We start from the raw sequence: 23,767 nt of genomic DNA on the forward strand, positions 1-23,767 counted from the left end.
TTGCGGTTCCGCTGCGGAATGGGTCGCTTCTGCCTGCGTCCAGTCACGCCTTATCCGCGCGGCAATCGCCGCATCAGCACGTCCATCGCGCTCATGAAGCGCGAACGGTCGGCGCCGGTGAAGGCGGCGTTGTAACCCTTCGATACACCGGTCTCTCGCAGATGTTCGGAGAAACTTCGCATGGCGAGGGCCTCGCCGATCGATTCCTGCGTGAACGGGTGGCCGGTAGGGCGCAAGGCGTGTGCGCCCTTTTCCAGCGCACGGGCCGCAAGCGGGATGTCCGTTGTGATGACAAGACTGGTTTCGTCGGCGGCCTCCACGATCCAGTCGTCTGCCGCGTCCGGGCCGGATGCCACGGTCACGATTCTAGCGTCAGGAAAACGCGACGGCCGCATGCCGCCGTTCGATACCAGGATCGGTTGAGCACCATAGCGACAGGCGATGTCGATCGCCTCGTCCTTCACCGGACAAGCGTCCGCGTCGATCAGAACCTTGAGATCGGAGTTCGGCATGCTGGGCGAGGTCCGTCCTGTCTTGTCCATCCATCACTTAAGCCGAAGGCCATATCACGAAATGAAATGGCGGCATGCATGGCGTTTGGCTTCGGGGAATGTCAGGAAGGGTCCTACATTTCCCGGAAGAAGCGTCATGACCCTGCGCGCCGATCTTGCCAACCCGTCTGCCGGGACAATGCGCGGTATCGCAATCCTCCTCGTGGCAACGGCCGTATTCCCGCTGTTGGATGCGGGTGGCAAGGTATTGATCAACAGTTACGGCATTTCGGCTGGAGAGGTTGCGCTCCTCCGGCTGTTGCAGCAGTCGCTATGGATGGTGCCGTTCATGGCGATGCGGGGTGGGGCCGGCATGTTTCGGGTTTCCCAACCGGGGCTCAACCTGTTTCGCGGTGCATTGCTTGGGGCCGGTGGAATCCTGTTTTTCGCTGCCCTCGGCTTCATGCCGCTTGCCGATGCCGTCGCGGTCTTCATGGTCGCGCCGATGCTGCAGGTGCTCCTCGCAGTACCGGTCCTGCGCGAGACGATCGGCTGGAGGCGAATACTGGCGATCGCCATCGGTTTCGTGGGGGCGTTGATCATCATTCGCCCGAGCTATGCAATCTTCGGTCTGCTTTCACTCCTGCCGCTGGCGACTGCGCTCCTGGTCTCGCTCTACATCATTCTCAGCCGTTTCGCTTCACGCGGCGACGAGCCTCTTGCGATGATGTTCTATGCCGGAATCGGTGGAACGGCGACCGTCGCTGCCATAATGCTGATGGCATTGCCACTTGATGTTCCGATCCTCGCCTTCTCCTGGCCGGAAGAAACGCTTGCGATCTGGCTCATTCTCGGGGTCGGTGTCGTCGGCACGATTGGTCACCTCTTGATCGTCGAGGCTTATGCACGGGCGCCGGCAGCAGTTCTCGCGCCCTTCAGTTATGCCGAACTCGTCTTCGCGATCATCGCCGGATACGTCTTTTTCGGGGACTGGCCGGACGGTCTCAAATGGGTCGGAATGGCGATTGTCGTCGGTTCGGGGCTTGTCGTCTACGTGCTGGAACGACGCAGCGCTGCGCGGATCGCAAGACCGGTTCTGACCCGCGCGCAGTAAAAACGGCGGTACGGGGAAGCCCGCACCGCCGTATCGGCTCTATTAGCTTTGAAGGCTAGATTACTGACTGGTTTCCTCTGGATCTTCGGACTCGCTCGCAGCTTCATCCGGGGAGTTGGAAGAACCTTCTCCGCCCGTCGAGCCATCGCCGCTGCCGACATCGGTCGCCATGCTCGAATCGCTCGATCCGCTGTCGCTCGATCCAGTCGTCGAAGACGAGTCGCTGCCGCTCGTTGCGCTGTCACTTGATCCGGTCGCCGCAGCATCCTCGCTCGAAGCGCCGGCAGCCGCATCGCCGCTATCAGCCGAGTTGCCGCTTTCTTCCGTCGCAGCGCTCGAGTCTTCGCTCGTCGCCGATCCTTCGGTCTCGGTTGATTCGGTCGCGGAGTCTTCGCTCGCCTCTTCGGATTCACCGCAGGCTGCGAGGCCAAGGGTAAGCGGAATGACACTGGCAAGCATAAGATGGCGTAACGGGATCATGGAATGTCTCCTGTTGGGTCCTATTAACCGTAGGCCGTAAACAGCGGCGAATGGTGTTTGGTTCCAGCAGGGCAGGTGGGAGTGCTGTCTCTTGCGACCGATCTCGTACAGCCGCGAGGAGATCCAGTTTGAGCGCATAACGCGGGTAGCTCGGCACCTCGGGCTCACCCGCTAAGGGACAATCCAGACCCTACAACAAGAGTAGGGTGATCATCGCAGATCGCGTTTTCTGCCAGCCGTACCGGACGCTTTGTTGGCCCATACCGCCAAGGTAATCCCGAGTGCGAGCCCGGGACTGCAAAACCTATTCGGCTGCCTGCAAGGATGCTTGCTGTGAAGCGAACGGGATTCGAACCGCGTTCCACGTTTCGACGAGGGCATCCTTGAGGTGTTCGATGCGGGTGTCGTCGTGGAGCGGCGTCGGCGTGATGCGCAGGCGCTCGGTGCCGCGCGGTACCGTCGGATAGTTGATCGGCTGGATGTAGATGCCGTGCTTGGCCAGCAGATGATCCGAGGCGCGCTTGCAGAGGTCTGGATCGCCGACGAGGATCGGTACGATATGCGTGTCCGACGGCATGACGGGAAGATCGGCGCCGCCGAGAACCTCTTTGGTGCGCGCGGCCTGGCGCTGCTGGCCGTCGCGCTCGGCCTGTGAAGCCTTAAGATGCCGGATCGAGGCCGTGGCCGCCGCTGCGAGCGCCGGCGGAAGGGCGGTGGTAAAGATGAAACCCGGCGCATAGGAGCGGACCGCATCGATCACGTCCTTCGTGCCGGTGATGTAGCCGCCGAGCGTGCCGAAGGCTTTCGCCAGCGTGCCCTCGATGACGTCGATGCGGCGGGCCTCGCCGTCGCGCTCGGAGATGCCGCCGCCGCGTCTCCCATACATGCCGACGGCATGGACCTCGTCGATATAGGTCATGGCGTTGTATTTCTCGGCGAGATCGCAGATCGCGCCGATCGGGGCGATGTCGCCATCCATGGAATAGACGCTCTCGAAGACGATCAGCTTGGGCTGGTCGATCGGTGCGGCCTTCAGCAGTTCTTCCAGATGTGCGACGTCGTTGTGCCGGAAGATCTGCTTCTTCGTGCCGGCCTTGCGCACGCCTTCGATCATCGAGGCGTGGTTCAGCTCGTCGGAGAGTATGAGGCAGCCGGGAAGGAGCTTGGCGATGGTCGAGATCGAGGCCTCGTTGGAAACGAAGCCCGAGGTGAAGACGAGGGCGGCTTCCTTGCCGTGCAAGTCGGCGAGCTCGCGCTCCAGCTCGACCAGCGGATGGTTGGTGCCGGAGATGTTGCGCGTGCCGCCGGCGCCCGAGCCCATGGCCGAAACGGTGTTCTTCATGGCCTCGACGACATTTTCGTTCTGGCCCATGCCGAGATAGTCGTTCGAGCACCAGACGGTGATCTCTCGCGCTTCGCCCTCATGCCGCCAGATCGCCTGGGGAAAACGGCCTGCGATCCGTTCCAGATCGGCGAAGACACGGTAGCGCTTTTCGGCATGAAGAGCCTCGATCGCTTCCGAGAAATGGCGGGCGTAATCGACCGGCAGAGCAACGCGCTCGTAACCCAGCGGGCAATTCGTCTTCGAGGATTTCGATGTCTTGCCGTGGAGAGCGGCTTCCTTCGTCCAATCGTACATTATGCCGTTCTCCATCCAAGATAGTGTCCGAGATTCTGCCAGAGGATTCGCGCATGCGCCGTCGGGCTCGCCTTCGACATTCGCTTGTGCATGTACGACTCCCATGTCAGTCGCTGTACGTCAGGGTCGCGGCAGATCGAGACGAACCGCTCACGCAGCCAATCGGACCGATACCACACAGTCTGGAGCAATTCCAAAACAAGAAAAATCTTTCCGTGATCGCCCATGAATTGCTTGCGCGCGTTGGCAAGCTCACGGGCATCGCCAGACGCGAGAAACGCGATACCGGCATCCGCGACCATGCGGGCGCTTTCCATCGCGTAGTAGATGCCTTCGCCGGAAGCCGGCGCGACCACGCCGGCTGCGTCGCCCGCGACGATCACGTTCTTCCCGTCGTCCCAGCGTTTCATGGGTTTGAGCGGAATCGGCGCGCCCTCTCGGCGCACCGTGCGGGCCGCGCCATACCCGGAGGCATCCCTTAGATCGCCGACCGCCTTGCGCAGGCCATAGCCCTTTTTCGCGGTGCCGGTGCCGATGCTGACGGTCTCGCCATGGGGAAAAACCCAGCCATAGAAATCCGGTGAGATGGCGCCTTGATAAAAAACGTCGCAGCGATTGGCCCGTGCGGCGGCGGGTTCGGAGGAGCATCCCTTTGCGTCGACGATCTCGTGATAGGCGAAGACCGATTTCGGCTGCTTCTGGTCCGGCAACGCGGCTTTCGCGACCGAAGAGCGGGCGCCGTCGGCGCCGATGACGAGGCGGGCCGAGAGTGTCCGCGTCTCGCCCGATTTCGCCTTGATGCGGATTTGCCGGTCCTCGCCGGATGCCGGCTCCAGACCGTCGAACATGGCAGTGATTCGGGTCACGCCTTTCGAGGCTGCGCGCTCGCGCAGCCATTCGTCGAATTCCTCGCGATCGACCATACCGACATAGCCGCCATCGATGGGCATATCGACGGTCTTCCCCGATGGCGCAATCATGCGGGCCGACGAAATCGCGGCCTTGAGCAGATGGCCGGGAATGGCGAAATCCTCGATGAGGCGAGGGGGAATTGCCCCACCACAGGGCTTGATCCGGCCGCCGCGTTCGACGAGGGCCGTGGAATAGCCGGCTTCCGCTAGCCGAAGGGCCGCTGTCGAGCCGGCGGGCCCGCCGCCGATTACGATGGCATCGAAGCGCTCCGCGCCATCAGGGAAATGGGCCTGTGATGTCGAAGCGGACGAGTGCGTTTCGCCGTGGGGGGTCATGCCGCAGCTCCCGAGAGAGTGTTGGAAACAGGTCTTTGGGTCTTTGCGATCTCGGCGCGATCGCCGACGCAGCGCCAGGCGAGGAGGGCGGAAACCACGAAGCCGATCCCTTCGAGGAGGAAGACGCCGCCATAGGCGTCCGCGTTCGAGCCCGTGAAGTGTACGGTGATGTCGACGAGTGCCGTGCCTGCGAAACCGCCGAGCGCGAAGGCGATGGCCTGGGCCGCGCCCCAAAGTCCCATGCGGATACCATGGCGCGGGCTTTCGTCGGAGCCGCTGCCTGAGGCAAGGCCCATCATCGAGCCGATGGCCGCGACAGCGAAGACCCCATTGAAGAAGCCGAGCGTGGCGACGGTCGGTACCAGCGGAAAATCGTTACCGATCCGAGATGCCGAAAAGAGCGCCGCGAAAGCCACCGCCGAGCCGAGACAGCCCGTGACGCAGAGCAGCCTGAGAAGGCCGGGATGGGTCTTGGCGAAGAGGAAACCGGCGACCGCGACGGCGATCATGCCGATGAAGGTGCCGCCATGCTGCATTCCGGCGAGCTGCGTCGTCTCGCCGGGCGACATTGCGAAGATGAGGCCGGCGAAAGGCTCGAGGACGAGATCCTGAGCGCTGTAGGCGAGCATGGAGATGAAGACGAAGACCGTGAAGCGGCGGGTCGCGCTTTCCTGCCAAACATCCTTGAGGGCGGCCGAGAATTCGCCGGGCGCGGAGCTGCGCGTCTTGCCTTTCGATGGCGCCTTCATGGTCCGCTCGATGCCGAGCGTTGCCAGCGTTCCGACGGCGAGCGCCAAGCATGCCGTGACGGTGGTCACCATGACGAGGCGGCTCTCGGAGAACGGATCGAGGAAACTTCCGGCTATCCCAGCCGTCAAGGCGAAGCCTGCGATCATCAGCGTCCACATCAGGGTCGCGGCCGGACCGCGCCGATGCGGCGCGACGCCAGCAGCGACGAGGGCGAGAAGGTTGGTGCCCGAAGCACCGACGCCAGCACCGATCAGCAGGAAGGCAAAGGTCGCGAGCGACAGACCAAGAATTTGGTCGGAGCCGGCGAGTCCGGTTGCGATCGAGGCTAGCACCGTTCCGAGTGCGAGGATGCATAGCCCGCCGATAATCCAGAGCGTTCGGCTCCTGCCGCGATCGGCGCCGTGGCCAAAGCGGGGACGCAGCATCTGGACGGCATAATGAAGGGCGACGAGTGCACCGGGGATCATCGCGGCAAGGCTGAGCTCGACGACCATGATGCGGTTCATCGTCGAGGTCGTCAGCACGACCATCGCGCCGATCGCGGTCTGGACGAGTGCCAGCCTGAAAATCTGCGGCCAGGTAAAGCCGGCCATTGGATCGGAAACCCGGGACCGCATCACGACACCCCGAGCGCGACGGCGGCGACCATCATGCCGAGCACATAGAGCCCGGTGCCGGTCGCGTTATAGCGGATCGCCTCGGCTTGCGGATCGGCGAGGAACCGGCGCATGAGCGCGAACTGGCCGAGAAGAAGCCCGGAGACGATGAACGCCGCGATGCCGTAACCCCATGCAACGAGGCAGGCGACGACCGCAATCTGGGCGCCCGCCATGACGAGGCAGGCGATCCAGCTGGCGGCGCTGACGCCGTAGCGTGCGGGTAAAGTGCGGATGCCGAAGCGCAGATCGCCCTCGATCGACTTGAAGTCGTTGAGGGTCATGATCCCGTGCGCGCCGAGGGAATAGAGAAGCGCCAGAATAAGCGTTTCGGTAGAGGGCATGCCCTGTGCCACGAGGGCTGCGCCGGTAATCCAGGCTAGGCCCTCATAGGAGATCGCGACGCTGGCATTGCCGTACCAGCCATTTTTCTTCAGGCGGAGTGGCGGTGCGCTGTAGGCCCAGGAAAAGGCGCAGCCGATGGCCGCTGCCGCGAATACGATCGGTCCGAGGAAAGAAGCAAGCAGCAGGGAGGCGGCCGTCCACAGGATCGCAATAGCAAGGCCGGATCGGCCGGGAAGGCGACCGGAGGGAATGGGGCGATCCGGTTCGTTGATCGCGTCGACATGACGATCGAACCAATCGTTCACCGCCTGGCTCGCGCCGCACAGCATCGGGCCGGCGAGGACAAGGCCAAGCAGGACGTCGCGAATGACGAGGAGGTGGTTGCTGTCCGGCCCCAAGGTTCCGAGCGCGGAAATGCCGCCGCAGGCAAAGGCCCAGACGGGCGCGAACCAAGTCACAGGCTTCAGGACGGCGATGAGGGCCGATGCCTGGATGCGAGGCGCTGGGGTGAGTGGGGCGACCGTTCGGCTCATGCCGATGATGCTAGGTCGAATTCGGCCTATGTGTCAACCAAACTTGACATGTTCTAAGTTCGGAACACGATTGCCGATGAAAATCGGCTCGGATGGGCTCAACTGCGCCTAGCCAGCTTCGCCCATGATTCCGAAGCGGCGCAATTTCGTGTAAAGTGCCTGCCTGCTCAGGCCCAAGAGCTCGGCGGCCGATGCCCGATTGTTACCGGTAAGTTCGAGGGCGGCTTCGATACATAGCCGTTCGATAATGTCGGTCGTGTCTCTCACGATATCGCGAAGTGGCATCTGTCCGACGAGGCCGATCATATCGTTAGCCGGGCGCATCTCAGATTTGCCCGACTGCGGAAGCGAGGTCACCCCACGCTCGCTGCGGCGAATAGCGAGCCCATAGAACCGGGATCCATCGACCTCGATCGCTGTTCCGCCGATCTCCACAGGGACTGTCGCGCCGTAGGTCTGGGTCACATAGGTCGTGAGAGTTCGCACGATGCCCTGATTGTCGATCGCATTCTTCAAAACGCGCATCTCGACGCCGCGTTGACCGATCCGATCCGACTGATTCTGGCCCTGGATCTGAGAATGTTCGGCGATCTGGAGCAGATCGAGATAGCTCTGATTGGCCGATACGACGCGCATTTCCCCATCGAGGATGACGATGGCATCTGGCGAGGCTGCGCCGAGACCGGCGAACAATCGCTCGGCGAGATCACCGGAATAAAGATCGCTCGAACCACTTTCCGGCTCGATCTGGATCGACAGGCGGGAATTGCCCAAGTGGCGGAAGAAGCGAAGATTGACGGAAACGCGGCCGCCGTCCTCACCTCGGCGGCGTAGGGTGCCATGCTCGCTTTTGCCGGATGAAAAGGCTGTCGCGATCAGGTGATCAAGCTCGACGAGGTCATGAGGTGCGAAATGCTCTTCGAGATTTGTGCCGACAGGATCACGATCGCAAAAATTCTTGCGCGCAGTGGCGTTCGCTTCGATGATCCTCCGATTTCCGGGATCGACGATCAGATAAAACTGAGTGCTGGTCTCGAACAGAACCCGATACTGTGCTTCGACGCTTCGGACCTGTTCGAACTCGTGGTCATAGGCGACTTGAGCGGAGATGAGGCGTTGCTGGAGGTCCGCGACGGATCTCAGATCTCGGCCAAGGGCGACATGCCCGCTGTCTTTGGTCAGCGGCAACATGACGTAGCTGACAGGGAGGTCGGGCGCGTCCGGTATGGGGTGATTGATCTCGCGCCGCGTCTCGGAGTGATCCGCGCCATCCGCCAGGAGCCGCTTTGCCTTCAGACGGCATTCACTGGTCACAGTCTCGATAAACGGGCGGCCGATCCATTCGTGATAGACTTCCGGGGGGCAGACGTCCTGGCGCATGGCCACGTCGACAACCGTGCCGGCGTCGTCGATCAGCAGAGCGAAATCGGCGGTAGCCGTAACCAGAGACGCAATGATCCCGGGGTCCAAATTGGCGAATGTGCGATCCGGATTGGAAAACGCCCGGCCGCCTTCGGCGAAATTTACTCCCATGGCATACCGGTCCGGTTGCTTGGTCTAGCGAATGCGTGCGCCCTCAGAACCCGAGCTCGAACCGCTCAACGATAGCGTCCATCGCGTTGCGATCTTTGGTCACGACCAGATCGGCGCCGAGGGTATGTAGCGACTCATTGTCCTCCTGCAAAGCCCAGCCGCCGATCATAATGGCAATCGAGCGATTGCGGCTGGTTTCCCGCAGGTCCCTGATGAGCCCTTTCACGAGCGGCAAGGTTCTGTCGCTGTTGCAGGAAAGCCCGACCGCAGCATAGTCGTAAGCCTCCACCTGTTCGCAAAGCTTGCGCGGACTTGCGTCGAGTATCGCATCGGCGCGGTAGCCCTGCGCGATCAGAAGGCTCGAGAGCACGGCCGAGCCGAAAACATGCTGTTCGCCAGGAACTGGCGAAACGAGAAAACGCGGCGCATTGTGCCGGGATGCGATGGACAGTGTCTTGGAGGTGAAGTTCGAGACGGCGGTCTGCATCAGGCCGATCTTAAGGGTGACCTCCGCGAAGCTCATGCGGTCTTCGACCCAGGCAGACCCGATCTCGTTGGCGACGGGGACAACGATATCCTCGATCAGGGCGCGCACAGGCACCGCTTGTTCATGAAGATCGTTGAAGAAAGCTTCCTGAGCCGAGGTCTGTCCCGAAAGCACAAGGCGTAGGAGCTGATCGACCGCACCATTGGCGATGATGGCCTGAGCTCGATCTTCGAAGGGGGTGCGCTCCGGCGGCTCTTCGGCGTGCCGCATGCGCTGGGCATATAGACGCGGAATGACTGCCTGCCTGACAGCGTCTTCGAGGCTGCGGCACGCACCCTCGCGGCCACCCTTTTCCACGTGCAGGTCGCCGATCTCGATCGTCTTCCGTGAGCGATCCTTTTCGGTTTTCGCCCCGGTGTCACTCGTGTCAATGTCGGTTGACGCGATCGAATGCTTGCCCCCCTCTCTTGCAGGTCGGGAAAGCTGGGCACCATTGGCGAAGTATGCCATAGCGTTCCTCCCGCTTCGAAGATGACGGTGAGCTGATCTTTATTGCAAGCGATCTCGTGTCACGGACCGCGATCTTGCTCTCATCGAATTTCCAGCCAAAGCCTTGTGGCGCAATGGCAATTCGGGATGGCGTTCCGTTTTCGAGCGGTTCTCCGACCCCATCGGCCAAGTCTATCTCAGTATCGATGGCCGTATTGATGATCTTTGCCCATTCTTAGAATTCTTGCAACCGGGCACCGCCATTTTTCGAATGGACGTCAACGGATAGCGAGAATGAGCGTCATGATTCCGCAAGTGTAAAGTTGACTTGACAGTATCGGTCGGCCGGGTTCACACTGCCAGCCATGTCGAGCTTGAAAACCAACGCGTTGCGTTCAGGCTGCCGCCTCCCGGATCAAGGGCCGCAGCAGGGTATCGCCCGTGCCGGACTTTACACTCCAGAAGAGCGTGCCCGGCGTGACGCGTCCGGCTGGACGCTCGTTCAAGGCCTTCTCGCCCCGTTCCAGTTTCTCGTCTTTCTGGTCTCGCTCGCCCTTGTGCTGCGGGCGATGTGGACGGGCGAGGGGCACGGCATCGCCATGGCTTCGGTCGTCGTTAAGACCTTCGTTCTTTACACAATCATGGTCACCGGCTCGATCTGGGAGAAGGTCGTGTTCGGCAAATGGCTCTTCGCGCCGGCTTTCTTCTGGGAGGACGTCGTGTCGATGGGCGTCATCGCGCTGCACACGGCCTATGTGGTGATGGCGCTGTCGGGGATCGGCACGCCGCTTCAGCAGCTCAGCGTCGCGCTCATTGCCTACGGGGCCTACGTGATCAACGCGGCGCAGTTCCTGATCAAGTTGCGGGCAGCGCGGCTTCAGGCGAAGCGCGCCGAGGTTCCTGTCGGCCGGGCTCCGGTGGGTGGGGTGCCGGCATGAACGGTACGGTTTCTCTTCTTCCCGAGCGCAAGACGTCCGCGCCGACCGTGCCCTCTTCCGGCTGCTCCGAGCCGACCGTTCTGCGCGAGCGTGGCCAGCATGAAGTGTTCTGCGGCCTCACCGGCATCGTCTGGATGCACCGGAAGATTCAGGACGCTTTCTTCCTCATCGTCGGATCGCGCACCTGCGCCCATCTGATGCAGTCGGCGGCGGGTGTGATGATCTTCGCCGAGCCGCGCTTTGGCACCGCCGTGATGGAGGAGCGCGATCTCGCCGGCATGGCGGATGCGAACGAGGAGCTCGACAAGGTGGTCGCGCGACTTCTGGAGCGCCGGCCGGACATCAAGATGCTGTTCCTCGTCGGCTCCTGCCCGTCGGAGGTGATCAAGCTTGATCTCTCCAAGGCAGCCTCGCGCCTGTCCAAAAGCTATGCGCCGGACGTGCGCATCCTGAATTACACGGGCTCCGGTATCGAGACGACTTTCACCGAAGGCGAGGACCGCTGTCTTGCCGCGCTGGTCCCGGAGCTCCCGCAATCCACGAGCGCTGAGCTGGAGCTTCTCGTCGTCGGTGCGCTGGCCGATGTGGTGGAGGACCAGTTTGCCCGCATCTTCAAGGCGATGGGGCTGGAGCGCGTCAGCTTTCTGCCGCCGCGCAAATCGAGCGAGCTGCCGGCGGTCGGGCCTAACACAAAGGTTCTGCTCGCCCAGCCCTTCCTGACCGAGACTGCGCGCGAGCTTTTAGAACGCGGCGCAAAGCATATTCCGGCTCCGTTCCCGCTAGGCGCGGAGGGCACGACGGCCTGGTTGAAGGCGGCGGCGGATGTCTTCGGCGTCGATCCGATGGCCTTCCGCTCGGCAACGGCAGCGGCCGAAGCGCGGGCGGTGCGGGCGCTGGAGCCGTTCCGCGAGGCGCTTTCAGGCAAGCGCATTTTCTTCATGCCGGACTCCCAGCTCGAAATTCCACTCGCCCGCATGCTGTCGCGCGAGCTCGGCATGGAGCCTATCGAAATCGGCACACCCTTTATCCACAAGGCGCACTTGGCCGAGGAAATGCCGCTTTTGCCGGAGGGCACGGCGCTGTCGGAAGGTCAGGACGTCGATCGCCAGCTTGACCGGGTGCGGGCCGAAAAGCCTGACCTCACGGTCTGCGGGCTCGGCCTCGCCAATCCGCTGGAGGCGGAGGGCCTCACCACGAAGTGGTCGATCGAACTCCTGTTCACGCCGATCCAGGGCTACGACCAGGCGAGCGATCTTGCGAACCTGTTCGCCCGGCCCTTCGATCGCCGCACGCGGCTTCAGGTCTGAGAGGGAGGCTCCGGAGGATGCAGCTCACCGTATGGACATATGAAGGGCCGCCCCATGTGGGAGCGATGCGCGTCGCGACCGCGATGAAGGACGTCCATTACGTTCTTCATGCGCCACAGGGCGATACCTATGCCGACCTTCTCTTTACGATGATCGAGCGGCGCGACAAGCGCCCGCCGGTGACCTACACGACGTTCAAGGCCCGCGATCTCGGCAAGGACACCGCCGAACTCTTCAAATCGACGCTGATCGCCGCGCATGATCGCTTCCAGCCGGCCGCAATGCTGGTGGGGGCTTCCTGCACGGGCGAGCTGATCCAGGACGACCCGGCGGGGCTGGCCAAGGCCGCTAATCTGCCCTGCCCAACGATTCCGCTGGAGCTTCCCTCCTATCAGCGCAAGGAGAACTGGGGCGCGGGCGAGACCTTCTACCAGATCGTCCGCCATCTTTCCGGCGAGCGCGGTGAAGAGCCGGCGAAGGCCGAGGGCGCACGACCCAGCTGCAATATTCTCGGTGCGACGGCACTCGGCTTCCGGCATCGCGACGACGTCACCGAAATCCGCAAGCTGCTCGGCGAGAACGGCATCGACGTAAATGTCGTCGCGCCGCTCGATGCGAGCGCTGAGGATATCGGCCGGCTGAAAGACGCGGACTTTAACGTCGTCCTCTATCCCGAGATCGCTGAACAGGCCGCGCGGCTTCTGAAAAAGAATTTCGGCCAGCCCTTTACGACGACGGTGCCCATTGGCGTCAGCGCCACGCGTGAGTTCGTCGCCGAGGTGCGCGTTTTGGCGGGTCTCGATGCGGTCGAAGGCGCGACCGGCGGATCGCGCCTGCCCTGGTTCTCGCGGTCGGTCGATTCCAACTATCTCACCGGCAAGCGGGTCTTCGTCTTCGGCGATGCGACACACGCGATCGCGGCTGCGCGTGTCGCCAGCGAGGAGTTCGGCTTCGAGGTCGTCGGCCTTGGCACTTATAGCCGGGAATTCGCTCGCGGCATTCGCGAGGCCGCAAAAGCCTACGGCGTCGAGCCGCTGATCACCGACGACTATCTCGATGTGGAGCAGGCGATCGCCGAGGCCGAGCCCGAACTGGTGCTCGGCACCCAGATGGAGCGGCACATCGCCAAGCGTCTCGGCATCGGTTGCGCGGTGATTTCCGCGCCCGTCCATGTGCAGGATTACCCGGCGCGCTATTCGCCGCAGATGGGCTTCGAGGGCGCGAACATCCTCTGGGACTCATGGGTCCATCCGCTGGTCATGGGGTTGGAGGAGCATCTCCTCGGCATGTTCCGCGAGGATTTCGAATTTTCCGACGACGCGCTGCCCTCCCATCTTGGCCCCGGCCACCGGGTTGCGCCGCAGGAAACGGACGCGATCCGCGTGCCGGAGACGGCCAAGACCGCTGAAGAAGCGGCTCCAGCCGCTGGCATCTGGGCCTCCGCTGCGGAGGCCGAACTCAAGAAAATACCCTTCTTCGTGCGTGGAAAGGCGCGGCGAAACACCGAGAAATTCGCCTCAGACCGAGGTTTGAGCGAAATCACCGTGGAGACGCTCTATGACGCCAAAGCCCACTTTGCGCGCTAACGGCGCATCCGGAGCCGCGAGCGGTCGGAAAGGTCCGCGCATCGCCGTCATCACGCTCGATGGCCACATGGGTGGTGCGGTGGCGAGCGCCCGCGATGCGCTCAAGGCGGATATGCCGGGCCTCGAAATCGGCTTCCACGCGGCGACGGATTTCGACCGCGACCCGGCGACTGTGGATGCCTGCATCCGCGATATCGAGCGGGCGGACATCATTTTCGCCTCCATGCTCTTCATGGAGCCGCATATCCTGCCAATCCTGCCGGCGCTGGAAAAGCGGCGCGGCGAATGTTCGGCCTTTTTCGGCATCCTGTCGGCCGGTGAGGTCGTCAAGCTGACGCGGGCGGGCAAGCTCGACATGAACAAGGAGGCGGGCGGCGTGCTCGGCCTCCTCAAGCGGCTGAAGGGTGCGGGCAAGAAGGACAATAAGCCGGCCTCGGGCGCGCGGCAGATGACCATGCTGCGGCGTCTGCCGAAGATTCTGCGCTATATCCCCGGTACAGCGCAGGATCTGCGCGCATACTTCCTCGTGCTGCAATACTGGCTCGGCGGGTCGAGCGACAATCTGACGAACCTGATCCGCTTCCTCGTCGGTCGCTACGGACCGGACGCGAAGGCGGGCGGCGAGAGCCATGCCGCCCCGGAGCCGATCGAATATCCCGATACCGGGCTCTATCATCCCCGTATGCGCGGCCGCATCGCGACGCGGCTCGAAAGCCTGCCGAACCGCGGCGAGGGGCGGAACGGCACGGTCGGCATCCTGATCATGCGCTCCTATGTGCTCGCCGGCGACACCGCACATTATGACGGGGTGATCGCGGCTCTCGAAGCCAAGGGACTGAAGGTGGTCCCGGCCTTTGCGAGTGGTCTCGATTCGCGCCCGGCGATCGACGCCTATTTCAAGACCGCCGAAGGCAAGCCGACGATCGATGCGCTGGTCTCGCTCACCGGTTTCTCGCTGGTCGGGGGCCCGGCCTATAACGATGCGAATGCCGCGAAGACCGCGATGCGCGAGCTCGACGTTCCGCTGATCGCCGGGCAGGCCGTGGAGTTCCAGTCGCTCGAAGAATGGCAGGCCTCAGACACCGGCCTCTCGCCCGTCGAGGCGACGATGATGGTCGCGATCCCAGAGATCGACGGGGCGATCGGCGCGAACGTCTTCGGCGGACGCTCCTCGCTCTCGCTCCCGACCGGTCACAGGGCGATGGCCTCCGATCCGAAGCGGGCCGAGGTCCTGGCGAGCCGCGCGGCAAAGCTCGTCGCCCTCCGCCGCAAGGCGAAAGCCGAGCGGACGCTGGCGGTGACGATCTTCAACTTCCCGCCCAATGCCGGCAGCGTTGGCACAGCGGCCTACCTCTCGGTGTTCGAATCCCTCTTCAACACGCTGAAGAGCCTGAAAGCGGATGGCTATCAGGTGGATGTGCCTGAAAGCGTCGATGCGCTGCGCGATGCGATCCTGAAGGGGAACGCCGAAACCTCCGGTACGCCGGTCAACGTCTTCGCGAAGATTCCTGCCGACGACCATTTGCGCCGCGAAAAGCATCTCGCCGAGATCGAGGCACAGTGGGGGCCGGCTCCCGGCAAGCATCAGACGGATGGTGCGAACCTCTTCGTCTACGGCCAGCGCTTCGGCAATGTCTTCGTCGGTGTGCAGCCAGCTTTTGGCTACGAGGGCGATCCGATGCGGCTCCTGTTCGAGCGCGGCTTCGCCCCGACCCACGCCTTCTCGGCCTATTATCGCTGGCTGCGTGAGGACCTGAAGGCGGATGCGGTACTGCATTTCGGCACCCATGGCGCGCTGGAATTCATGCCGGGCAAACAGGTAGGCCTCGGCGAAACTTGCTGGCCGGACCGGCTGATAGGCGATCTGCCAAACGTCAATCTCTATGCCGCGAACAATCCATCGGAAGGTGCGCTCGCAAAGCGCCGCGCGAACGCCGTTCTAGTCTCGCACCTAACGCCGCCGCTCGCCGAGGCCGGACTCTACAAGGGCCTGATCGACCTCAAATCCTCGCTCGACCGGCTGCGGTCGCTGGAGCCGGAAGCGGTCTCCGAGCGGGCCGATCTCATCGCCCTGATCGGCGATCAGGCCGCGATGCTCGATCTTAACTTCGAAGTGGGCGAGGCGGGCGTTGCAAAGCTTTCGAACGCGCTTGCGGAACTCGAAGCGACGCTGATCCCGAGCGGGCTTCATGTTCTCGGTAAGCCGGTCTCGCGTGACGATCGTGCCGGCTGGCTGAAGGCCGTGGCGGAAGCGCAGCTTGGCGCGCCGATCGCGATCGAGACGGCGGAAGCTATCGCCGAAGGGGATGCGGAGGCGGCCTTGTCCGGCGAAGCAGCCTATCGCGAACTCAGTTCCACTGACGCGGAGAGGGCGAAAGAGGCGGCCACCACACTCGGCAACTTGTCCCGCGATCTTGCCACCGACCACGAGACCCCGGCGCTGCTCAAGGCGCTCGACGGGCGTTATATCGAGCCGGTCCCGGGCGGCGACATCCTGCGCAATCCGGCGATCGTGCCGACGGGGCGCAACCTCCACGGCTTCGACCCCTTCCGCATCCCGAGCACATTTGCGGTGCAGGAAGGCCGGCGGCAGGCGGATCGGCTGCTCGAACGCCATGCGGCCGGTGGCGGCGCGCTGCCGGAGACCGTGGCGCTCGTGCTCTGGGGTACGGACAATCTGAAGACCGAGGGCGTGTCGCTTTCCCAGGCTCTGGCGTTGATCGGCGCGGTGCCGCGCTTCGATGGCTATGGCCGGCTCGCGGGAGCTGCCCTTGTGCCTCTCGAAGAGCTCGGCCGGCCGCGCATCGATGCGCTGGTGACGCTCTCCGGCATCTTCCGTGATCTCCTGCCGCTCCAGTCCAAGCTTGTCGCGGAAGCGGCCTATCTCGCAGCAACGGCCGACGAGCCGGACGAGAAGAACTTCGTTGCCAAGCATGCCCGTGCCCATGCGGCTGAAGAGGGCTGTGACCTGGAGACCGCCTCTCTGCGCGTCTTCGCGAATGCCGACGGGGCCTACGGCTCGAACGTCAATCTGATGATCGATGGCGGAGCATGGGAGCAGGAGGGCGAGTTGGCCAACGCCTATACGCGGCGCAAATGCTTTGCGATCGACCGCAAGGGCCATTCGAGCGAGCAGAAGAAGCTCCTCACCTCGGCCTTCAAGACGGTCGATCTCACTTATCAGAACCTCGAATCGGTCGAGCTCGGCGTCACCACGATCGACCATTATTTCGATACGCTGGGCGGCGTCAGCCGCGCGGTCGCCGAGGTTCGGGGCAAGTCCGTGCCGGTCTATATCGGCGACGACACGCGGGGCAAAGGCACGGTGCGCACCCTCGAAGAGCAGGTGGCGTTGGAGACCCGCACCCGCGCCCTCAATCCGAAGTGGATCGAAGGCATGCTCGCCCACGGCTATGAGGGCGTGCGCCATATCGAGGCGCATCTGACGAACACGCTCGGCTGGTCGGCGACGACTGGGCAGGTGAGCCCCTGGGTCTACAAGCGCTTCGCCGAGACCTTTGTTCTCGACGAAAAGATGCGCGAACGCCTCGCCGAACTGAACCCCACCGCATCGGCCCGCATGGCCGAACGCCTGATCGAGGCGGACGAGCGGCAATACTGGCGTCCGACGGATGCCGAACGGGAGGCGCTCGCCGATGCAAGCGCCGATCTCGAAGACCGTCTGGAGGGCATCCTGCCCCAGCCGGCGACGAAACCCAAAAGCGAGATGGAGGCTGCGTAATGAGCTCCTTGAAGACGACGCTGCCGCTGCCGAAGACCGTCTATCGCCGTGAGGATGGCGAAGGCAGTGTTCAGGTTAAGATGAACACCGGGCCGAAGATGGACGGGGCCAAGGTGTTCGCGATCTACGGCAAGGGCGGGATCGGGAAGTCCACGACCTCGTCCAACCTGTCGGTTGCATTCTCCAAGCTCGGCCACCGCGTCTTGCAGATCGGCTGCGACCCGAAGCACGATTCGACCTTCACCCTCACCAAGCGGCTCCAGCCGACGGTGATCGACATCCTCGAAACGGTCGATTTCCATGCCGAGGAGCTGCGGCCCGAGGACTTCGTCTTCGAAGGCTATAATGGCGTGATGTGCGTCGAGGCCGGCGGGCCGCCTGCCGGCACCGGCTGCGGCGGCTATGTCGTCGGCCAGACGGTAAAACTCCTGAAGGAGCATCACCTTCTGGAAGACACCGATGTGGTCATCTTCGATGTTCTCGGCGATGTCGTTTGCGGCGGTTTCGCCGCGCCGCTGCAGCACGCAGACCGGGCGCTGGTGGTGACGGCGAACGACTTCGATTCGATCTTCGCCATGAACCGCATCGTGGCGGCCATTCAGGCGAAGGCGAAGAACTATGACGTGCGTCTCGGCGGGGTCATCGCGAACCGCTCCGCCGGCACGGACGAGATCGATCGCTTCGCAGCCCATACCGGGCTCAACCGGCTGGCTCACTTCCCTGATCTCGACGCTATTCGACGCTCACGGCTCAAGAAGTCGACGCTCTTCGAGATGGAGCCGTCGCCGGAGCTGGAGGCCGTACAGAACGAATATCTCCGTCTTGCCGCCGCGCTTTATGCCGGCACCGAGCCGAACGAGGCGAAGTCGATGAAGGACCGGGAGATCTTCGATTTCCTCGGCTTCGAATAGGATCGCCCATGAGCGACGTCATGACATATGAGCGCCGGCGCTCCGAGATCGAAACCTATTTCGATCGCACCGCCGCGGAGACCTGGAAGAAGTTGACGTCCACCGCGCCGGTCGGCCGCATCCGCGCGAGCGTTCGCCGGGGCCGGGACGGCATGCGCAAGACACTTCTCTCCTACCTGCCGGACGACCTCACAGGGCTGCGGCTGCTCGATGCCGGCTGCGGAACGGGCGCGCTTGCGATGGAAGCTGCACGGCTCGGGGCCGAGGTCGTCGCCGTTGATCTCTCGCCGACACTCACCGCCCATGCGCAGGAGCTGGCGAACGCTGAAGGGCTCGGCAGCCGCATCCGCTTCGTCGCCGGCGACATGCTGGACGAGAGCTTCGGCCTCTTCGATCACGTGGTGATGATGGACTCGCTCATCCATTACGAACCGGCCGACGCCGTGATGACCTTGGCAAAGCTTGTCGAGCGAACCGAAGGATCACTCGCCATCACGTTTGCGCCGAAGACGCCGCTTCTCGCCGTCATGCACAAGGCCGGCAAGCTCTTCCCGCGCGGCGATCGCTCGCCGGCGATCGTGCCAATTGCGCGATCGAGGTTCCTTGCCGCGATCGAGCGCGATCCCGCTTTCGCCGCCTTCGCGATCGGTCGCGATCGGCGGATCGATACCGGTTTCTACAAGAGCCATGCGCTGGAGCTGAGGCGCAGATGAAGACGCTGGACGCAGACAAGGCGAATGTGAAGGCCGACGTCCTCGCGGCGTGGCGCAGGATCATGCCGTTCGCCGATATCGGCACGAACGAGCTTCCGCTGTCGCGTCTCTTGCGTCTCTCCCTGTTTCAGGTGTCCGTCGGCATCACGCTTGTGATCCTCGGCGGAACGCTGAACCGGGTCATGGCCATCGAACTCGGGATCCCGATCTCGCTGATCGCCGTCGCGCTTGCTCTGCCTCTGCTGCTCGCGCCGGCCCGGGCGCTGGTCGGCTTCAAGTCCGACAATCGCCGCTCCTTCATGGGCTGGCTGCGCACGCCCTATATCTGGACTGGGGCGATGACCCAGTTCGCCGGCCTTGCGATTATGCCGTTCGCGCTTTTCATCGTCTCTGAAGGCAAGCCTGACGGCCTGCTGATCGGTCAGAGCGCCATGCTCTTGGCCTTCTTCCTGGTCGGTCTCGGGGTGCATATCGTTCAAACGGCCGGGCTGGCACTCGCCTGCGATCTCGCGACCGACGAGAAGCGCCCGCGCATCGTCGCAATGCTCTACACCATGCTGCTCGTCGGCATGCTCGGCGGGGCGGTCGTCATCGGCCAGCTCCTCAAGGACTTCACCTATCTCGGGCTCATTCAAGTGCTTCAGGGATCTGCCGTCGTGACGATCCTGATGACGACGGTCGCGATCTGGCAGCAGGAGCCACGCCGCCGTGATCTGGTTCCCAGCGAAGAGGTCAAGAAAAACGCGCCGCGCTTCCTGACCGTCGTCCGAGAGCTTCTGGCAGGCCAGGCCGATCTCAAACGGCTGCTGCTCGCGCTGGCCATCGGGACCGCAGCCTTCGGCATGCAGGACGTGCTTCTCGAGCCCTATGGCGGCGACGTCTTCGGCATGGGGGTCGGTTCGACGACGCTACTGACCGCATTGTTCGCCGCCGGAAGCCTGATCGGCTTCTTCTTTGCGGCTCGGCTGCACAGCCGTTGGAACGCCAATCCCAATGTGGTCGCCGCGATCGGCCTGATGGGTGGCATCCCAGCCTTTTCTCTTGTCGTGCTTGCCGGCGCGCTTGGCTCGATCGCGATGTTTTCCGCTGGTGTCTTTGCGATCGGACTGGGCTCCGGGCTGTTCTCGGTCTCGATGCTTGTCGCTGTCATGGAACGGATCGGACACGCAAAGCTCGGCAGCGGCCTCGTCCTCGGCATCTGGGGCGCGGTACAGGCGATCGCCCTTGGGCTTGCCGTCTTTACCGGTGGCGCGTTGCGCGATCAGGTGGCGCTGCTTGCCGAGGCCGGTGTCCTCGGTCCCGCCCTGCAGGGTCCGGCCGCCGCCTATGGTGTCGTCTACCATCTCGAAATCGGGCTCCTATTCGCCGGACTTCTTGTCCTCGGACCGCTCGTTCGCCCGCAAATGCTTGAACCCCGTGCCGCTCAGCCCGAGCGCTTCGGGCTGCCCGATTTACCGAACTGATCGAAGGAGAAGCAAACCATGCCGACTGGAGCCTTTACCGAGCAGCTCGATTTGCCGCTGCTTCTCGTCATCGCCTTCTTTCTGTTCTTCCTCGCGCTCGTCTATTACTTGCGCTCGGAGGATAAGCGCGAGGGCTATCCGCTCGTTTCGGATCGTACTCGGGGCACAGGGAACCGCATGCAAGTCGTCGGATTTCCGCCGATCCCGAAGAAGAAGGCGTTTCTTCTGCAGGACGGCAGCGTCCATTACGCGCCGCATGCGGACAACGAGCGAGAACTCAACGCGCGGAACGCTTACAACATTCCGGGTTCGCCGATTATGCCACTGGGCGATCCGCTAGCCGATGGCGTCGGTCCAGCCTCATACGCCCTGAAGCAGGACAAGCCATTCCGGACAATGGACGGCGAATTGACGCTCGCTCCATTGCGGACGAAACCGGAATATCACCTGGAGGATACCGGCCCGAACCTGATCGGCATGCCCGTCTACGCAGCGGATGGCGAGCCCGTTGGGACCGTCAGAGACCTCTGGGTCAACGATATCGAATACTTCATCCGCTACGTTGAGATCGACATGACAGGCAAGCCGGGCACCTTTCTTGCGCCCTTCGCCTTCGCCGATACCCGTAAGGGCCGCATGAAGTTCGGGATGCTCAGCCGGGAGCAGCTTCTCGCCGCTCCGGCGCTCGGCAATGACGAGTACATAACGGCGCGCGAGGAAGATCGGCTCAACGCCTATTTCGCGGGCGGTACGCTTTACTCCAAGAACGGTTCACAGGCACCTTTCCTATGAAACACGTAGAGCTCGACGAAACCGACGACATCAAGACGCATGTCGCCGAAAGTGAACTCCCGGCCGGCGAGCGTATTCTCTGGCAGGGCAAGCCGGATTGGTGGCGGCTTGCCGTCAGGGCGTTTCGGGTGAAATGGGTCATCGCCTATTTCACCGTCTTGATCCTCTGGCGGCTGGGATCGGTCCACAACGATACCGGCTCCTGGGCGATGGCCTTTGCCAAGACGATGCCGCTGGTCGGATCGTTCTTTGTCGTGGGAGCGATTTTGATGCTGCTGTCGCTCCTCTACGCGCGGAGCACAGGTTTCCTCGTGACGGACCGGCGGGTCGTGATGCGCTACGGGGTGGCGCTGCCCTCGCAGCTCAATATTCCGCTGAAGGATATCGAGGCTGCGGGGCTGCGCGTCTATAAGGACGGTACCGGCGATATTCCGCTGGTTCTGCCGAAAAAGGGCCGGCCCTTCTACTTCCAGATCTGGCCCTTCGCCCGGCCGTTCAAAGTTCGGGCGGCGGAGCCGATGCTGCGGGCGATCCCCGATGCTGAGAGGGTGGCACAGACGCTTTCTCGCGCACTTGCGGCAACAGGCGGCACGGCAACGCGCGAGGGAGTGCGTGACCGCTCGGCTGATGCAATCGGGCAGGGGGCCGCGCTGGCGTGACGAGTAAAATCCAAAGCGCGGACGGCAAGCCGCTGAAGCTCTACCCGACACCCGATCGGCCGATTCCGCTGGTGATCCTCCTCGGCGCCGGCTTGCTTGCCGCCGCGACCGTTGGCCTCGGCCTCGCGAGTAATCGCACCGGCGTCGGCGCCTTCGGGACGCCGGACATCGAGACGGTCGCCTCGCGCCCGTTGGCGCTCGATGACAGCATGCCGAAGACCGCAGTGATTTCCGATGCCGGCACGGGCGAGACCTTGCTCAGTCTTCCGACCGAAAGCGGCGGATTCGCCCTTGAGTCCTTGCGCAATCTTCAGCGGTACCGCACAATCCGAGGCGTGCCCGAAGACGGCGCGTTCCTGCTTGCTCTGAAGGCCGACGGCCGCCTGGTCGTCGAGGACCCGAAGACGAGCCGACAAGTGGAACTGAGAGCGTTCGGCAAGGAGAATACGGAGGTCTTCGCCGGGTTGCTCGATTGGGAGGAAGTGGTCGACTGATGCTGCGTTCGCTGCTTGGTGGAACCGAAGAGACCGTCGATTGCACGGTCGAGATATCGAACACGTTCGACAGTCTGCACGCTCATGTGCGGTTCGACGGCGGTGTGACGGTCGAGCCAGGCGACGAGGTCATCGTTCACGGAAAACCGATCGCAGTTCCTTACGGGGACGAGGCCGAATTCAGGCGCACGGCGACGATCCGCCGGGCCGGTTGGCTCGAACGCCAATGGACCCGAGCGACCGGCGATTTCGAGTTCATGGAACTCTGCGAATTCTCATTTTCCGAAAAGGCAACGCTATGAACGCCCCGGCGAAGATCGACGGTGCTCGGCCCATCAAGGGTGACGTCAACGAGACTACCAGAACGGCCCAGGAAGACACGCTCCTTTCCCCGCGCTTCTACACGACGGATTTCGACAAGCTGGATAAGGTCGACGTTTCCGGCGTTCGGCCGCAATGGGACAAGCTCATCGCAGAGATGAAGTCGGACCCGAACAAGGGCCATTTCAAGCGCGATGAGAACTGGGACAAGATTGATCTTCAGGATTTGCCCGAGGGCTTGCGCAAGGAGTTCGTGGACTTCCTCGTCTCCTCGTTGACGGCCGAATTTTCGGGCTGCGTTCTCTATAAGGAGATGAAGCGGCGCGGGACGAACCCCGATATCTGCGAGCTCTTCTCCTATATGAGCCGCGACGAGGCCCGCCATGCCGGCTTTATCAACGACGCCCTCAAGGAGTTCGGCATCGGCGTCAATCTCGGCTTCCTGACGAAGGAAAAGAAGTACACCTTCTTCCAGCCGAAGTTCATCTATTACGCCACTTATCTCTCCGAGAAAATCGGCTACGCCCGTTACATCACGATCTACCGGCATCTTGAGCGCCATCCCGACAAGCGCTTCCATCCGATCTTCAAGTGGTTCGAGAAGTGGTGCAACGACGAGTTCCGCCACGGCGAGGCCTTTGCGCTGTTGATGCGCGCGGACGACCGGGTGCTGAAGGGGCGCAACAAGCTCTGGATCAAGTTCTTCCTGCTCGCCGTCTTCGCGACCATGTATGTACGCGACCATGCGCGGCCGGAATTCCACAAGGCCTTCGCCATCGACCCGTCCGAATACGGCATGAAGGTCTTCCGCATCACGACGGAAATCTCCAAGCAGGTCTTCCCGCTTTCGCTCGACATCGACAATCCGAAATTCAAGCAGAAGCTGGACAGGCTTCTGGTCGCGAGCCGTGAGATCGATGCGGGACGGAAGGCCGGTGGGCTCGGCGGGAAAGTTCGGATGATGCGTGGGCGCGCGATGGCGACGGCGACCTTTGCAAGCCTTTACGCGATGCGCACCGTGCCCAACGCCATCCCCGAGGACGGGACGCTGGTCCCGGCCTACTGAGTCGCCGTCCG

At 63.0% G+C, this 23,767-nt stretch carries 21 protein-coding genes; 13 read left to right on the forward strand and 8 right to left on the reverse strand.

The annotated features are described in order from the left end of the window. Positions 1 to 50: 50 nt before the first annotated feature. Positions 51 to 512 carry a YaiI/YqxD family protein gene (locus tag ABRA89_RS10780; protein WP_349941479.1) on the reverse strand — a complete coding sequence of 154 codons (462 nt, stop codon included), beginning with the start codon at positions 510 to 512 and terminating at the stop codon, positions 51 to 53. Positions 513 to 648: 136 nt separating this feature from the next. Here ABRA89_RS10780 and ABRA89_RS10785 point away from each other — a divergent pair, with 136 nt between their 5' ends. Further along, on the forward strand, positions 649 to 1,605 hold the full coding sequence (locus ABRA89_RS10785; protein ID WP_349941480.1) for a DMT family transporter: 957 nt from the start codon (positions 649 to 651) through the stop codon (positions 1,603 to 1,605). Positions 1,606 to 1,665: 60 nt separating this feature from the next. Here the strand turns inward: ABRA89_RS10785 and ABRA89_RS10790 are convergent, their stop codons facing one another. The 7 genes from ABRA89_RS10790 to ABRA89_RS10820 all read right to left on the reverse strand — a co-directional run bounded on the left by ABRA89_RS10790 (position 1,666) and on the right by ABRA89_RS10820 (position 9,785). After that, complete coding sequence (locus tag ABRA89_RS10790) at positions 1,666 to 2,085, reverse strand: hypothetical protein (protein ID WP_349941481.1); 420 nt, start codon at positions 2,083 to 2,085, stop codon at positions 1,666 to 1,668. A gap of 304 nt (positions 2,086 to 2,389) precedes the next feature. Then, positions 2,390 to 3,724, reverse strand: coding sequence for a 5-aminolevulinate synthase (gene hemA, locus ABRA89_RS10795; RefSeq protein ID WP_349941482.1), 1,335 nt, complete (start codon positions 3,722 to 3,724; stop codon positions 2,390 to 2,392). After that, positions 3,724 to 4,971: a geranylgeranyl diphosphate reductase gene (locus ABRA89_RS10800; RefSeq protein ID WP_349941483.1), complete on the reverse strand. Its 1,248-nt coding sequence runs from the start codon at positions 4,969 to 4,971 to the stop codon at positions 3,724 to 3,726. Before ABRA89_RS10800 ends, hemA begins: the two co-directional genes overlap by 1 nt. Continuing rightward, on the reverse strand, positions 4,968 to 6,338 hold the full coding sequence (locus ABRA89_RS10805; RefSeq protein WP_349941484.1) for a BCD family MFS transporter: 1,371 nt from the start codon (positions 6,336 to 6,338) through the stop codon (positions 4,968 to 4,970). The genes ABRA89_RS10800 and ABRA89_RS10805 overlap by 4 nt, the downstream gene beginning before the upstream one ends. Further along, positions 6,338 to 7,255, reverse strand: coding sequence for a chlorophyll synthase ChlG (gene chlG / locus ABRA89_RS10810; protein ID WP_349941485.1), 918 nt, complete (start codon positions 7,253 to 7,255; stop codon positions 6,338 to 6,340). Before chlG ends, ABRA89_RS10805 begins: the two co-directional genes overlap by 1 nt. A gap of 108 nt (positions 7,256 to 7,363) precedes the next feature. Next, a complete protein-coding gene (gene ppsR / locus ABRA89_RS10815) occupies positions 7,364 to 8,788 on the reverse strand; it encodes a transcriptional regulator PpsR (protein ID WP_349941486.1) in 1,425 nt (474 codons plus the stop codon). A 43-nt stretch (positions 8,789 to 8,831) separates the two neighbouring features. Beyond that, positions 8,832 to 9,785, reverse strand: a complete 954-nt coding sequence (locus ABRA89_RS10820) for a cobalamin B12-binding domain-containing protein (protein ID WP_349941487.1) — start codon at positions 9,783 to 9,785, stop codon at positions 8,832 to 8,834. Positions 9,786 to 10,129: 344 nt separating this feature from the next. Between ABRA89_RS10820 and bchF the strand changes: the two genes are divergently transcribed. Genes bchF through acsF form a run of 12 tightly spaced genes read left to right on the forward strand, consistent with a single transcriptional unit; the run spans position 10,130 to position 23,756 of the window. Next, on the forward strand, positions 10,130 to 10,702 hold the full coding sequence (bchF, locus tag ABRA89_RS10825; RefSeq protein WP_349941488.1) for a 2-vinyl bacteriochlorophyllide hydratase: 573 nt from the start codon (positions 10,130 to 10,132) through the stop codon (positions 10,700 to 10,702). After that, positions 10,699 to 12,009 carry a ferredoxin:protochlorophyllide reductase (ATP-dependent) subunit N gene (locus tag ABRA89_RS10830; protein ID WP_349941489.1) on the forward strand — a complete coding sequence of 437 codons (1,311 nt, stop codon included), beginning with the start codon at positions 10,699 to 10,701 and terminating at the stop codon, positions 12,007 to 12,009. Before bchF ends, ABRA89_RS10830 begins: the two co-directional genes overlap by 4 nt. Before the next feature lie 17 nt (positions 12,010 to 12,026). After that, on the forward strand, positions 12,027 to 13,595 hold the full coding sequence (gene bchB / locus ABRA89_RS10835) for a ferredoxin:protochlorophyllide reductase (ATP-dependent) subunit B (protein WP_349941490.1): 1,569 nt from the start codon (positions 12,027 to 12,029) through the stop codon (positions 13,593 to 13,595). Then, positions 13,567 to 17,337, forward strand: a complete 3,771-nt coding sequence (locus tag ABRA89_RS10840; protein ID WP_349941491.1) for a magnesium chelatase subunit H — start codon at positions 13,567 to 13,569, stop codon at positions 17,335 to 17,337. The genes bchB and ABRA89_RS10840 overlap by 29 nt, the downstream gene beginning before the upstream one ends. After that, positions 17,337 to 18,248, forward strand: a complete 912-nt coding sequence (bchL, locus tag ABRA89_RS10845) for a ferredoxin:protochlorophyllide reductase (ATP-dependent) iron-sulfur ATP-binding protein (protein ID WP_349941492.1) — start codon at positions 17,337 to 17,339, stop codon at positions 18,246 to 18,248. The genes ABRA89_RS10840 and bchL overlap by 1 nt, the downstream gene beginning before the upstream one ends. Positions 18,249 to 18,256: 8 nt before the next feature. Next, positions 18,257 to 18,961, forward strand: a complete 705-nt coding sequence (gene bchM / locus ABRA89_RS10850; protein WP_349941493.1) for a magnesium protoporphyrin IX methyltransferase — start codon at positions 18,257 to 18,259, stop codon at positions 18,959 to 18,961. Then, complete coding sequence (locus tag ABRA89_RS10855; RefSeq protein ID WP_349941494.1) at positions 18,958 to 20,424, forward strand: BCD family MFS transporter; 1,467 nt, start codon at positions 18,958 to 18,960, stop codon at positions 20,422 to 20,424. The genes bchM and ABRA89_RS10855 overlap by 4 nt, the downstream gene beginning before the upstream one ends. Before the next feature lie 18 nt (positions 20,425 to 20,442). Beyond that, positions 20,443 to 21,216 carry a photosynthetic reaction center subunit H gene (gene puhA / locus ABRA89_RS10860; protein ID WP_349941495.1) on the forward strand — a complete coding sequence of 258 codons (774 nt, stop codon included), beginning with the start codon at positions 20,443 to 20,445 and terminating at the stop codon, positions 21,214 to 21,216. Then, a complete protein-coding gene (puhB, locus tag ABRA89_RS10865; protein ID WP_349941496.1) occupies positions 21,213 to 21,875 on the forward strand; it encodes a photosynthetic complex putative assembly protein PuhB in 663 nt (220 codons plus the stop codon). The genes puhA and puhB overlap by 4 nt, the downstream gene beginning before the upstream one ends. Beyond that, positions 21,872 to 22,369, forward strand: a complete 498-nt coding sequence (gene puhC, locus ABRA89_RS10870; RefSeq protein WP_349941497.1) for a photosynthetic complex assembly protein PuhC — start codon at positions 21,872 to 21,874, stop codon at positions 22,367 to 22,369. The genes puhB and puhC overlap by 4 nt, the downstream gene beginning before the upstream one ends. Then, entirely contained in the window at positions 22,369 to 22,671 is a 303-nt protein-coding gene (locus ABRA89_RS10875) for a hypothetical protein (RefSeq protein WP_349941498.1), read from the forward strand. Before puhC ends, ABRA89_RS10875 begins: the two co-directional genes overlap by 1 nt. Continuing rightward, positions 22,668 to 23,756 (forward strand): magnesium-protoporphyrin IX monomethyl ester (oxidative) cyclase, encoded by a 1,089-nt coding sequence (acsF, locus tag ABRA89_RS10880; protein ID WP_349941499.1) that lies wholly within the window; start codon positions 22,668 to 22,670, stop codon positions 23,754 to 23,756. The genes ABRA89_RS10875 and acsF overlap by 4 nt, the downstream gene beginning before the upstream one ends. Positions 23,757 to 23,767 lie beyond the last annotated feature (11 nt).

Origin of the sequence: Fulvimarina thalattae, assembly GCF_040239565.1 — a bacterium.
In the GTDB taxonomy this organism is placed as follows: Bacteria; Pseudomonadota; Alphaproteobacteria; order Rhizobiales; family Rhizobiaceae; genus Fulvimarina.

Bases quoted from the DNA above. Each gene is read 5' to 3' on its own strand.
- bchF (WP_349941488.1), top strand. From the start codon at position 10,130: ATGTCGAGCTTGAAAACCAACGCGTTGCGTTCAGGCTGCCGCCTCCCG.
- ABRA89_RS10800 (WP_349941483.1), bottom strand. From the start codon at position 4,971: ATGACCCCCCACGGCGAAACGCACTCGTCCGCTTCGACATCACAGGCC.
- ABRA89_RS10805 (WP_349941484.1), bottom strand. From the start codon at position 6,338: ATGCGGTCCCGGGTTTCCGATCCAATGGCCGGCTTTACCTGGCCGCAG.
- ABRA89_RS10780 (WP_349941479.1), bottom strand. From the start codon at position 512: ATGCCGAACTCCGATCTCAAGGTTCTGATCGACGCGGACGCTTGTCCG.
- acsF (WP_349941499.1), top strand. From the start codon at position 22,668: ATGAACGCCCCGGCGAAGATCGACGGTGCTCGGCCCATCAAGGGTGAC.
- bchB (WP_349941490.1), top strand. From the start codon at position 12,027: ATGCAGCTCACCGTATGGACATATGAAGGGCCGCCCCATGTGGGAGCG.
- ABRA89_RS10830 (WP_349941489.1), top strand. From the start codon at position 10,699: ATGAACGGTACGGTTTCTCTTCTTCCCGAGCGCAAGACGTCCGCGCCG.
- ABRA89_RS10840 (WP_349941491.1), top strand. From the start codon at position 13,567: ATGACGCCAAAGCCCACTTTGCGCGCTAACGGCGCATCCGGAGCCGCG.
- puhB (WP_349941496.1), top strand. From the start codon at position 21,213: ATGAAACACGTAGAGCTCGACGAAACCGACGACATCAAGACGCATGTC.
- hemA (WP_349941482.1), bottom strand. From the start codon at position 3,724: ATGTACGATTGGACGAAGGAAGCCGCTCTCCACGGCAAGACATCGAAA.
- puhA (WP_349941495.1), top strand. From the start codon at position 20,443: ATGCCGACTGGAGCCTTTACCGAGCAGCTCGATTTGCCGCTGCTTCTC.
- ppsR (WP_349941486.1), bottom strand. From the start codon at position 8,788: ATGGGAGTAAATTTCGCCGAAGGCGGCCGGGCGTTTTCCAATCCGGAT.
- ABRA89_RS10855 (WP_349941494.1), top strand. From the start codon at position 18,958: ATGAAGACGCTGGACGCAGACAAGGCGAATGTGAAGGCCGACGTCCTC.
- ABRA89_RS10790 (WP_349941481.1), bottom strand. From the start codon at position 2,085: ATGATCCCGTTACGCCATCTTATGCTTGCCAGTGTCATTCCGCTTACC.
- ABRA89_RS10785 (WP_349941480.1), top strand. From the start codon at position 649: ATGACCCTGCGCGCCGATCTTGCCAACCCGTCTGCCGGGACAATGCGC.
- bchM (WP_349941493.1), top strand. From the start codon at position 18,257: ATGAGCGACGTCATGACATATGAGCGCCGGCGCTCCGAGATCGAAACC.
- chlG (WP_349941485.1), bottom strand. From the start codon at position 7,255: ATGAGCCGAACGGTCGCCCCACTCACCCCAGCGCCTCGCATCCAGGCA.
- ABRA89_RS10875 (WP_349941498.1), top strand. From the start codon at position 22,369: ATGCTGCGTTCGCTGCTTGGTGGAACCGAAGAGACCGTCGATTGCACG.
- bchL (WP_349941492.1), top strand. From the start codon at position 17,337: ATGAGCTCCTTGAAGACGACGCTGCCGCTGCCGAAGACCGTCTATCGC.
- ABRA89_RS10820 (WP_349941487.1), bottom strand. From the start codon at position 9,785: ATGGCATACTTCGCCAATGGTGCCCAGCTTTCCCGACCTGCAAGAGAG.